This is a genomic window from Fervidobacterium pennivorans DSM 9078 (assembly GCF_000235405.2).
GTDB classification, from domain to species: Bacteria; Thermotogota; Thermotogae; order Thermotogales; family Fervidobacteriaceae; genus Fervidobacterium; species Fervidobacterium pennivorans.
The window spans coordinates 1,529,913-1,541,916 of record NC_017095.1; the positions used below are offsets into that span (position 1 = coordinate 1,529,913).

Below are 12,004 nucleotides of genomic sequence, written 5' to 3' on the forward strand. Positions count from 1 at the left end.
AAGGGGGATGGGGATAGTGCTTTATGCTTTGTAGAATACCCGCTTTGGGTATTCTTCTTTTTTTCTTATGCTGTTAAACGAACTAACTGGCACCAAATAACCAACTATTCTCATGTATTCGTCTGATTTGTTTTTCCCACACGTTGGGCATTTGGAACCATAGAACGCATGCCCTTCTTCACATACGCTTATCTTTTGATTAAACGCGAAATAAACCACTCCCATCTTTGCAACCAAATTCACCATACGCCATGCTTCTTCTTCACTTCTGAACGGTGAGTCGATGTTTATATGCAATATAGCCCCACCTGAGACTTTTTTATCGAGTATTCCTGAATATTTTATCCTGTTGAGCATGTCTGTATCAGTTGTAAGAGGTAACCATTGGTTTGAGTAGAGAACATAGTCTGTATCGTAAATAAGTCTGTCTTTTCGTGCCAAAGTAACTGCTGCCTTTTCGGCTGGAACCTGTTCTATATTGAACGTAAATCCATACTTTTCAAACGCTTTATCGTTGAGCTCTCTGATTTCGTCGAGCAACTGAATTGCGAACTCTTCCCCTTCTTTAGTGTATTTCACTCCATCTATATCGACTGTGGTTAAACCCATTATCTCCAAAGCTTCATACAATCCGTTTATACCAACCGTTCCGTACTGTCTGTTCAAATCCATCAAACCCAAATTGTAAAGTGGGAGAACACCTTGCTGAATTCTTTCCTGGATAATATTTCTTATCGTTGCAAGCACTTTTTGAACTAATATAACTTTCTCTTGAAGTTTTCGCATAAACTCCTCTTTCGATTTGGTTTCCAATGCAATTCTTGGCAGGTTAATTGTAACCACCTTGAACGAACCTATGTTCAAATCAGAGCCACCAATAGAATTGACCATTCCCGCTAATTTATCAGGTCCCATCTTGAACTTTAACTCCCTTGTCGAACTTGTTAGCCTACAGCACGAGGCAACTGCATCGATACTATCAGAGACGTACCAGTTCGTATCTTGCCATTTCATATTGACTTTGTTTATGAACCGTGCGCTATCCTCATCGACAAACTTTCCATCTTTGTAGAGCAAAGACGCTGTTAATACAGGGAAGGTAAACATCTGCTTTTCCCTTTCTTTAGATATCCACAACCAGTATTCTTTTTGCAGGGAGATTATATCTTCCACATATTCCGTAATAGCCGAACCATCAGGGTATGTCTCACCTTCGAATATCGTTCTGATGTAATTCCTATCAAGGTATGTGAAGTTTGTATAAGGTGATTGGGTGCCTCTAATAGGTTGGTTAATGGAGTATGTGAATATCTGGAAGTGCTGGTGCAGATATTCCTGAGCCTTATCTTTTGGTATTACTCCGCTTTCTAAATCTTTTCTGTAAAAGTAAGCAAGCCAGACAAAGAAGTCAGGCAAACCAACCGCACCTGATTGCTGGTTGGAAGCAAACATGACAAACTGAATCACATGCTGGATGTATGAAGAAAGGTGCTTCGCAGGGACTGATTTTATACTGTCAATGAAGAACAATCCCTTTTCCACAATTGGTCTTAGTGAGTAAGCATAACAATATGGTTCGAATGCAGCATGGTGAGCATCATGCAGGTATATGTCTCCATACATTTGGTATTTGAGGAATTTTTTTGCGTCCTCTTGCCCAAAGAGTGATTTCATACGTTCATAGATGTAGTAAATGGAATACAATTTTGACCATGGCTTCACAACCTCGTTGAAGTATGTGTACACATTCGTGCTCCTTACATTCGCGTTCGCATCTATTGTGGAATTCAAAATCCCATTATTGAAGAAATGTTCAGTAAACTTCACCACATCCAGTTGCCAGCTGAGACCTTCCAATTCCAAAAACTCTTCAGGCACATTTGAAATTTCATCAACAAAGTCATCTGAAAAGCTGAAAGCTTTTAGCATGTCTTTCAAAAGTTGCATAACTCTTCCCCCTTCTTCTCTTGTTTGTTGATTTTCAAAGTCTCAAAAATTTGCTTAAGCTCCTCTTTGGTTAAGTAAAGTTGATTTGCTGAGGCAGGAAATCCGTCGCGATGATATTTTTGTAGATAACGTCCAAGAACATACTCGTCAAAGTAGTCCAAAGGCACATCAAGTTCTAATAAATCTTTAGGAGTCCTCCAAGAGAAAATAAGCACAACTACTTTTTCTTGGAAAAATTCCTTGACAATTTTTGCAAGCATGTAGGCATACTTTCTGTTCCTCGGAGAAAGGGGCTCTCCACCAAGCAAAACGAGAGCAACTTTGTCATACACATTCAAAAGGGTATCAAGCTTAGCTACCACGTGCTTCACCAAATGAGAAAAATCAACAGCAAATTTTTCATCAAAGTCCCACGTCTCTGGATTGTGACATCCAAAACACTTTGGATATGCGTCGCATCCTTGGAAGTAAACACTCACGGAAGGCAGGCTCGGATGGTCTCCTTGCATCATACGAACAACACGCAAAAGCGGTTTCCCTAATACAGATGATTGCAAAGGTTCTAAAACAACACTCTCGGATTGCATAATCTCCATACACATCCCCCAAAGTCTAAGTTGGCGTTAGATAGAAGTAATAAAAAGCCGAAAGGAAGTCGATAAAACGAAGATAAAATACACTATGTTGTATTATTTTTACCACACCACACAATATATAGTATCATACCCCACCACTTGCTGTCAAGAAAAAAGGGTGGGAATTTCCAAAATCCCACCCAAGATATTGTATTTATTGGCTTTTGACAACTATTCATTGGTGTTGATGTGACGTTTCACAATCCGAGGTAGGCTTTCTTTACTTGTTCGTTCTTTAGAAGTTCCTTTGCAGGTCCTTCGAGAACGATGTTCCCTGTTTCCAAGACGTATCCGTAGTGCGATATGTTCAATGCACCAACGGCATTTTGTTCCACAAGTAGAATAGTCATACCTTCGGAATTGAGTTTTTTGATAATCTCAAAAACCTCTTCAACGAGTATTGGAGCAAGACCAAGCGATGGTTCGTCCATCATGAGAACTTTGGGTCTACTCATGAGAGCTCTGGAAATTGCAAGCATTTGTTGCTCGCCACCGGAAAGTGTTCCACCAAGCTGATTTTTCCTTTCAGCTAATCTTGGAAAGAGTGTAAATATCCATTCAAGATCTTGTTTGATTCCATCCTTGTCTTTTCTATTGAAAGCACCCATCATCAAGTTTTCCATAACCGTTAAATTAGGGAATATCCTTCTTCCTTCCGGGACAAGACAAACCCCCATCCTGTTGATTTGGTGTGGAGGCAGGTTTTGAATATCCTTTCCATTGAACACTATTCTTCCCCTTTTTGGTTTTACCAAGCCAGCTATTGTGGAAAGTGTAGTTGTCTTTCCTGCACCGTTGGCACCAATAAGAGTAACTATCTGACCTTGCTCTACTTTAAAAGAAATCCCCTTAATTGCGTGTATTGCGCCGTAAAAAACGTGGAGTCCTTCAACTTCAAGCACCGGCATTTTCCCACTCCTTACCTAAGTAAGCTTCTATAACCTTTGGGTTTTTGCTAATCTGTTCAGGTGTGCCTTCTGCGATAATCTTTCCAGAATCCATAACTATTATCCTTTCACACACGCCCATGACAACTTTCATATCGTGCTCAATGAGTATCACTGTAAGCTTAAACTCATCCCTGATGTATTTGATGAATTCCATCAATTCTTCTGATTCCTTTGGGTTCATACCTGCTGCTGGCTCATCCAAAAGTAACAACTTCGGTTCTGTAGCCAATGCCCTTGCAATTTCAAGTTTTCTTTGTTGACCATACGGAAGTGATGAAGCAAGTTCGTATGCTAGATGATCGAGTCCAACCTTTTTTAAAAGTTCCATACCTTTTTCTCGCATCTCCATCTCTTTCTTCCTGTATCCTACTTTTGTCACAGCGCGCCAGAACCAAAGACTTCCCTTTATTTTAGGCTGTTTGCCGTGTTTTTTGAGAATCTCATCTGCATCCCTTGTAGAAAGTAGGTGGTGCATCGCTACAAGCACGTTATCAAGAACAGTCAGTGTTCCAAAGAGCCTGATATTTTGGAATGTTCTTGCTATTCCAAGGTGCGTAATTTGATGCGGTTTGTACGGTGTAATGTCTATATCGTCGAAGATTATCCTACCCTTTGTTGGATAGTAAATTCCTGTGATAACATTGAATGCTGTTGTCTTACCAGCACCGTTTGGACCTATGATTCCCAGAATCTCACCTTCGTAAGCAACGTTATCGAAATCATCTACGGCCGTTAGACCTCCGAATTGCATCGTGACATGGTCCATTTTGAGAATTACTCGCCGACTATTGATATTATTTGCTTTATCTTGAACTACATTGCTCATCTTTCACCACTCCTTCTTAAGCTCATTCGCTTGAAGAAGTTGATTATTCCATCCCATGTAAGTTCGCTTCTTCCAAAAATACCCCTTTTCCACACAATCATCGTAACAACAAATAGTACCGAAAGAACAAGCATTCTCATACCTTGAATTGCTGGGAATTCTTTACCAAATAAAGTAAACGGCTGCTCAAAAACTCTCAACCATTCCATCAAAAATGCAAAGATTATCGCACCAACAACTGAACCACTTATGCTTCCAAGTCCACCAAGAACAACCATTATAAGTACATAGTAAGTAAGTAACGGTCCAAAGGTTGTTATCCTTGGGTCGATTGTTGTAAGCCAGTGTGCATAAAGTGCACCACTGACACCAGCAAAAAATCCACTTATCACAAACGACAAAAGTGTATGTTTAAAAACATTTATACCCATAGCTTCTGCAGCAATGGAGTTGTCTCTTATCGCCAAAAGTGCCCTACCATAGGAGCTTTTTACAAGACTAACGATGAAAACTATTGTGACAAATAGCCAGCCCCAACTCCACCAGATGTTTGTGTAGTTCGGTAATCCTTTCAACCCGAGTGAACCGTTCGTAATGGATTGTAAGTTAAGTGCAAAAATTCTAAGCACTTCAGAAAAACCAAGTGAGGCTATCGCAAGATAATCACCTGAAAGTCTCAAAACCGGAAACCCTATGATGAACGCACCGAATGCCGCGACCAAACCTGCGATTATCGTTGCCGTTAAAAAGTCCGTGTGTAAATTTGCAATCAAAGGGCTTGGCGGGGTTATAATAAATATCATCGCTTTCTGCTCTGGTGGTATCGTCAAGAGTGCCGATGTATAAGCTCCAAGCAATATGAAACCTGCATGCCCAAGTGAGAATACACCTGTAATTCCGTTGACAAGATTCAAACTCACCGCCATTATCCCGTATATTGCCATCAAAGAAAGGACCTGCTTTTTGTACGAATCAAACTTCGCATCGGCAATTGCCAGCAGAATAATGACAATTATTAAGAATAGAATTGTTAATCCCAAGTCTCTTTTTGCTTTGCTCTTCATCGCTCTCACCTCAACTCCGGCTTAAACTTTCTCCACAGCGCGTTTGCCAAGAAGACCTGCTGGCCTTACTAAAAGAATCAATATAAGTATAATAAAAGCGAATGCATCTTTGTATTGCATTAATGTTGGGAAGAACGTTATTATCATCATCTCTATAACGCCCAGTAAAATACCACCCAATACAGCTCCACCAATAGAGCCAATTCCACCAAGAACAGCTGCAATAAACGCTTTCAACCCAGGCACAAAACCTGTGTAAGGATAAAAGCTCGGATACCTCAGTGCCCACATAACTCCTGCAAGAGCTGCGAGTGCAGAAGAAATGGCAAACGTGAAACCTATTACGTTATCCACGTTCACACCCATCAAAGATGTCGTAGGTATGTCAGCCGCTATTGCTCTCATAGCCATTCCCATCTTTGTTTTGTAAACGATTAAAAAGAGCACAAAAAGTGCAATCGCTGTTATCCCAAGTATTATGAAAATAATCTTCGGCAAATACACATTACCAATAACAAACGATTCAAACGCTATTGTTTTATTCTGCAAAGCCTCCAAGAATGCCTTGTAATTAGGGCCAAAGAACACCACTGCAAAGCTCTCAATAAAGAATGAAACACCTATTGCCGTTATCAGGGCGGAAATCCTAGGCGAATTTCTCAGCGGTTTGTAAGCCAGCCTGTCGATTAGAACACCTAAAATCGCGGTAGCTCCAAGTGAGATAATCACAGCTAACGGGAAGCTCAGCCTTATCAAAGTAGCACCGTAGAAGGCAAAGTAAATGCCCATAACCATGATGTCACCAAAGGCAAAGTTAATCAACCTCAATATGCCATAGACCATAGTATAACCGACAGCTATCAGGGCGTACAGACCACCAACCATGAGTCCATTGAATAAGTTCTGAACAAAAATCGTCAGGTTTATAGTCAATACAGACACCTCCCCATTTCAAACCTAAACACAAATCAAGCCCCTACCTCACATCACGCGAGGTAGGGGCTTTCAATTATTATTATTGCAAATCCTTAGGTTCTATCCTTGCTGCATATCTGAATTGCCCGTTTTGAACCTTGACTATTATCACATCTTTTATTGGGTTTCCGTTAGCATCTATAGTGATAGTACCGCTAACACCCTGGAAACCTTTTGTAGACCTGATAGCTTCGTTTATCTTCACTGGGTCCTTTGATTTCGCACGTTCAATTGCATCAACAATAAGCATATATGCATCATATCCAAGTGCGGCATTCATAGCTGGTAACATTCCGTACTTCTTTTTGAATGCTTCAACAAAATCTTTTGATATCTTTGTATTCGCAGCTTCTGGAACGTAGTGTGTTGTGAAATAGAGCCCTTCAACCGCTTTTCCACCTATCTTAACTAGTTCGGGTGCATCCGCACCATCGCCAGCCAAGATGTAACCTTTGAATCCCATAGAGCGTGCTTGCTGTGCAATCAAGGCTATTTCATTGTAAAAACCAGGAATCATTATCGCATCGCTACCAAATGCGATTGCTTGTGCGATTTGAGCACTAAATTCCTGGTCTCCCGATTTATATTGAACCTTCTGAACCTGACCTTTATATTTTTTCTCAAAACGTTCAACAAAATAATTCGTCATAGATACGCTGTAGTCCTGTTCGATATCAATAAATATCGTTACCTTTTTAACCTTAAGGTTCTTTCCTGCGAATTCTGCCAATGCAGTTCCTTGGAACGGATCGATAAAGCAAACCCTTGAAACGAACTTCTTACCCTGAGTGACAAGTGGACTTGTTGATGTAACTGCAACTTGCGGAACTTTCCTCGCTTCTGCTATTTCTGCAGCAGCCATTGAATTACTGCTGGAGATTTCACCTATAACTGCGACAACTTTTTCTTTATCTATAAGCCGTGCCATAGCGTTTGCCGCTTCTGTTTTTTCGCTTCTTGTATCAACATAAACAAGCACTATCTTTTCACCTAGCACTGTCTTTTTCTGTTCATAAGCAAGGTCAATACCTTTCTTTGTCCAATCACCAAAAGCAGAAAGCCCACCTGTCATAGGTAGGAGCACACCAATCTTAATATCAGCAAAGAGACTGAGGGTAATCAGGAGAATCAAGATACCGAGAGCTTTCCTCATGCTACAGCACCTCCTGTTTAGTTTTTTGTCTGGATGTTTCATCTAAAATTGGGGGGATATTTCATCCCCCCTTTACTGAGCGTATTTATTTCAAATCGCTTGCTGAAATCTTTGCCGCAAATGCAGATTGCTGGTTCTTAATTGTTAGAATTACTACATCTTTTGTTGGATTACCCGTGTTCGGGTCTATCGAAATAATACCAGTGGCGCCTTGGAAGTTTTTAATTGACCTGATAGCAGTAGCTATAAGCTCTGGTTTTGTCGTCTTTGCTCTTTCAATTGCCTCAACAATAAGCATGTATGCATCGTACCCAAGAGCCGAAAGTGTTGATGGTTTGACGCCATATTTCTTTACAAATGCCTCAGCGAATTTCTTTGAAACCTGTGTTACTGGTGCGTCTGGGTGGTAGTGGGCTGAGAAGTATATACCTTCAACAGCTTGACCACCGATTTTAATAAGCTCAGGTGCGTCAGCACCGTCCCCAGCCAGGATGTAACCTTTGAAACCAAGTGACTTTGCTTGCTGTGCCACAAGAGCTATCTCGTTGTAATAACCTGTAACGACTATTGCTTCACTACCAAATGCAAGTGCTTGTGAAAGTTGTGCACTGAACTCTTGGTCACCAGATTTGTATTGAACTTGAAGCACTTGTCCACCGTATTTTTTAAACCTTTCAATAAAGTAGTTCGAAAGTCCAACACTATAATCTTGTTCCACATCAGTAAATACTGTTGCTTTCTTAATCTTTAGTGTCTTAACAGCAAATTCAGCAAGTGCAGTTCCCTGAAGTGGGTCGATAAAACAAACCCTTGAAACGAACTTCTTACCTTGAGTAACGAGTGGATTTGTTGATGACGGACTTACCATAGGAACTTTTTTCTTTTCTGCTATCTCACCAGCTGCAATGGAATTACCACTGATAACTTCACCAATTACTGCTATAACTCCTTCTTTATCAATCAACCTCGCAATACCGTTCGCAGCTTCCGTTTTCTCACTGCGCGTGTCCATATACACAACTTCTATCTTTTGACCAAGAACCGTTCCTTTCTCTTCGTGTGCAAGTTCGATACCTTTTTTCACCAAATCACCAAACGCGGAAACACCACCAGTAAGCGGCAAAAGTGCACCTATCTTGATAGCGGCAAACATGCTAAGCGAACTAAGTAAAAGTGTGACCACCAAAAGTTTTCCAAGCTTTCTCATACCTACTCCCTCCCACCCTTGAAAAGATTAAAAAACCTTTCCCATCATGGAACGTATGGAAATGTAACATCCTTAATTTTTTTGTTTGTATTTTAACACAATTCTCGGTTTTAAGTCAAGCTAAAATTATCAAAATCACGCAAAATACTAAGAAACAAGTTAGAATAATGATTTGGACAACTTTTTTTGGCTGTAAAACGAGTTTTTTACAAAAAACTCGTTTTCAATACCTGAACTTAGTTAACCTCTGCATAAAAAATCTGCTCTCGAAACAGGATTTTTCAATAAGCTGTTCAGCGACAATAATATGTGAAACTACGGATATGGTGGTATAATTAGAGTGCGAAAGAGCACACTAAGTTTGAAGAATTACTTGCGGGGTGAGAATAATGAACATTCTGCTGGGTGTATCCTCAGGTATCGCTATTTACAAAGCAGTTGACTTGGCTAGTAAGATACGCAAAGAAGGATGGAATCTGAAAGTAATAATGACAGAAAACGCAACAAAGCTTATTAGTCCTATTGTCTTTTCTTCCGTTGGAAATTGCGAAGTGTTCACCGACACTTACGAAATAGAGCGTGGGTGGATTATCCACACAGAAGTTTCGAAATGGGCTGATGTGTTACTTATCGCACCTGCAACGGCAAACACTATTGCAAAACTTGCACACGGCTTTGCCGATAATTTGCTGACAACAACGGCACTCGCTTTTAACAAACCCAACAAAGTTATCGTTCCAACCATGAATTCTAGGATGTACGAAAACGATATGACAGTAGAAAATATCGAAAAATTAAAACAGCACGGATGGAAGATTGTGGAGCCAGAAGCAGGTCACCTTGCCTGCGGTGAGGTTGGGAAAGGGAGATATCCAGAAAATGAAAAAATAATCGAATTCATAAGGATTCTTACGGAAGAAAAGCCTTTGCTTGGAAAGAAAGTGTTAATCACAGCTGGTCCTACAAGAGAGGCTATTGACCCCGTAAGATACATTTCTAACCATTCAAGCGGTAAAATGGGATATGCTATAGCAAAGATAGCAAAGAGATTAGGAGCACAAGTATGCCTTGTATCTGGTCCAACTTGCCTGCAAATTCCTTATTACACAGATTCGTATGTTTCTGTAGAAAGTGCAAAAGAGATGTTCGAAGCTGTTTTGGAAAAATACAAGGAGTATGATATACTTATTATGTGTGCCGCTGTAGCAGACTATTCACCTACTCAAAGTGCGCAGGAAAAAATCAAAAAGACCCAGGACAAACTGATATTGGAACTTTCAAAAAATCCTGACATACTTGAGTTTGTGGGTAAAAACAAGCTACCTGGACAAGTAGTTGTAGGGTTCGCGGCAGAAACTCAAAATATCGTCGAAAACGCCTATGAAAAGCTTATGAAAAAGAACGCAGATGTAATCGTAGCTAACGATGCAAGGAAGGCTATGGGAAGCGATGAGAATCAGGTATACTTGGTTTTTAGAGACAAACCAACAATAATGGTTGAAGGCAAAAAGGAAGAAGTAGCAAAGGAGTTGTTGAAAAGAGTATGCGAGCTATTGTAAAAAAACTAACTGAAAAAGCCAAACTGAGTACTTATAAGACTTCTAAAACTCATTTTGCTATTTTCACTCTTTTGGTTCTACTAATTTTCTACAACACACTATTCGGTGTAGTTATCGAAAAAGTTTACGTGGGTATCAAGTACTCATTTAGAAACTACCGCACCAATGGCGATGTCATCTTCATCGACCCATTCGGCAAAAAAATGGCACTTTATGAACTTTCAAGTAAACAAATTCTCGACTTTTATAACTACATTGGAAACTTTGTTATTGCAGTATACGATTTGAAGGATAGCTACATTATTGTAGATCGTACAGGTCCATATTTATCAAAAATGGCTCTCAGTGGTGAGCTGCTCTCTACTGTAAAATTCGACAGAAGGATACAAGCCAGTATCTTTGATGGTGAGAAAATTTATATACTACTTGAAAGTGGAGCAGCATACACTTTCGATAAAAATTTGAAACAACTCTCTGTAGCTAATTTTACTGGTTCTCCGGCTTATATGTTCTTGTGGAAAGGAAGGCTTTTGGGAACTTACCTTTGGAACGATAATTACGATGTGGAATTTTTGGGTGAGAAACCTCTCAAAATCGGATTAACAACTCCTTCCATTCTTGTAAATGATTTACTTGTTGACACACGAGGTGGTAAAGTCTACAATCTAGCAACTGGAAAAATAACAAAGCTGGCTTCATACATTTCGAGTGCATACTACGACAAAGATTCAGGAAATTATTATATTTGTTCGATGTCGAATTCAACTGTATATGTAATAAAAGATGATACTGTAGTGAATTCATTCCAAGTGCCTTTCACACCAACCCAAGTTTCAAAAATTGGTAATTTCATCGTGGTATTAAGTGCTCCTTACAACAAGGTCATGGTTACAACAAATGGCAAAGACTTTACCGTCCTTGACACAGGTGACTATCCACTTGAGATATTCAAAATCGGCAATTCAAATACATCGTTTGCCGTTTACTGTTCTGATAGCGGTGAGGTTTATTATTACTATTTCTAAAAAACCAAAAATTCACAGCAGATAAGACTGCAAAGGAGGTATAAAAAAAATGAAAGCAGTAAGATGGGTTAACACATTCTTTCCAAAAGTAAAGAACACGCAAACCATAACAGAAGCACTCCACGAAATGAGAAAACATTCTTGCGATTATTGTATAGTTATCGACGAAGATGGAAAATTCGACGGTTTGCTTCACAAGTCAGTAATCAAAGAAGTGGAAATGGACGAAAAGGTAGGGCCATATGTTGTATTCCCAGACTTTTACATCGTCGAAGATTCAACTATCGAAGAAGCCGCGATGATGCTTATTGAAAACAAAGAAACGATACTACCCGTTGTGAACTCTAACAGCGAAGTGATTGGTGTATTAACCATTCAAGAAGTTCTTGAGGCAATGACCGAAATGGCAGCTATGGATGAGCACGGTGTTAGAATTAACCTTACCTTACCGGACAAACCCGGGGAACTAAAGAAGATTATCGACGTGCTTGCAAACAACAAAATCAACATCCTCTCGATTTTGACCATCAAAGACGGTGATTCAAGACTTGTTTCAATAAAGGTTGACAGCAAGGATGCTGAGAGTGTCGCGAGCATTTTAGAGATATACGAAATTCCTTACGAATCCATAGTGGAGGAAGAAGGTTTCTTCTGATAAGAGAT

Annotated in this window: 11 protein-coding genes; 3 read left to right on the top strand and 8 right to left on the bottom strand. The window is 39.9% G+C overall.

Going from position 1 to position 12,004, the window contains the following annotated elements:
* Positions 1-21: 21 nt before the first annotated feature.
* The 8 genes from FERPE_RS07310 to FERPE_RS07345 all read right to left on the bottom strand — a co-directional run bounded on the left by FERPE_RS07310 (position 22) and on the right by FERPE_RS07345 (position 8,757).
* Positions 22-1,929, bottom strand: coding sequence for an anaerobic ribonucleoside-triphosphate reductase (locus FERPE_RS07310; protein WP_041263445.1), 1,908 nt, complete (start codon positions 1,927-1,929; stop codon positions 22-24).
* Positions 1,930-1,934: 5 nt separating this feature from the next.
* A complete protein-coding gene (locus FERPE_RS07315; protein WP_014451997.1) occupies positions 1,935-2,543 on the bottom strand; it encodes a 4Fe-4S cluster-binding domain-containing protein in 609 nt (202 codons plus the stop codon).
* Between the two features lie 236 nt (positions 2,544-2,779).
* A complete protein-coding gene (locus FERPE_RS07320) occupies positions 2,780-3,490 on the bottom strand; it encodes an ABC transporter ATP-binding protein (RefSeq protein ID WP_014451998.1) in 711 nt (236 codons plus the stop codon).
* A complete protein-coding gene (locus tag FERPE_RS07325; RefSeq protein ID WP_014451999.1) occupies positions 3,477-4,358 on the bottom strand; it encodes an ABC transporter ATP-binding protein in 882 nt (293 codons plus the stop codon). The genes FERPE_RS07320 and FERPE_RS07325 overlap by 14 nt, the downstream gene beginning before the upstream one ends.
* Positions 4,355-5,422, bottom strand: a complete 1,068-nt coding sequence (locus FERPE_RS07330; protein WP_014452000.1) for a branched-chain amino acid ABC transporter permease — start codon at positions 5,420-5,422, stop codon at positions 4,355-4,357. The genes FERPE_RS07325 and FERPE_RS07330 overlap by 4 nt, the downstream gene beginning before the upstream one ends.
* Before the next feature lie 21 nt (positions 5,423-5,443).
* Positions 5,444-6,343 (bottom strand): branched-chain amino acid ABC transporter permease, encoded by a 900-nt coding sequence (locus FERPE_RS07335; RefSeq protein WP_041263451.1) that lies wholly within the window; start codon positions 6,341-6,343, stop codon positions 5,444-5,446.
* A gap of 94 nt (positions 6,344-6,437) precedes the next feature.
* Complete coding sequence (locus FERPE_RS07340) at positions 6,438-7,550, bottom strand: ABC transporter substrate-binding protein (protein ID WP_014452002.1); 1,113 nt, start codon at positions 7,548-7,550, stop codon at positions 6,438-6,440.
* Between the two features lie 85 nt (positions 7,551-7,635).
* Positions 7,636-8,757 (bottom strand): ABC transporter substrate-binding protein, encoded by a 1,122-nt coding sequence (locus FERPE_RS07345; RefSeq protein WP_014452003.1) that lies wholly within the window; start codon positions 8,755-8,757, stop codon positions 7,636-7,638.
* 389 nt (positions 8,758-9,146) lie between these two features.
* Here FERPE_RS07345 and coaBC point away from each other — a divergent pair, with 389 nt between their 5' ends.
* Genes coaBC through FERPE_RS07360 form a run of 3 tightly spaced genes read left to right on the top strand, consistent with a single transcriptional unit; the run spans position 9,147 to position 11,996 of the window.
* Positions 9,147-10,316, top strand: a complete 1,170-nt coding sequence (coaBC, locus tag FERPE_RS07350) for a bifunctional phosphopantothenoylcysteine decarboxylase/phosphopantothenate--cysteine ligase CoaBC (RefSeq protein ID WP_014452004.1) — start codon at positions 9,147-9,149, stop codon at positions 10,314-10,316.
* Entirely contained in the window at positions 10,301-11,341 is a 1,041-nt protein-coding gene (locus FERPE_RS07355) for a YncE family protein (protein WP_014452005.1), read from the top strand. The genes coaBC and FERPE_RS07355 overlap by 16 nt, the downstream gene beginning before the upstream one ends.
* Positions 11,342-11,390: 49 nt before the next feature.
* Positions 11,391-11,996 (top strand): CBS domain-containing protein, encoded by a 606-nt coding sequence (locus FERPE_RS07360; protein ID WP_014452006.1) that lies wholly within the window; start codon positions 11,391-11,393, stop codon positions 11,994-11,996.
* Positions 11,997-12,004 lie beyond the last annotated feature (8 nt).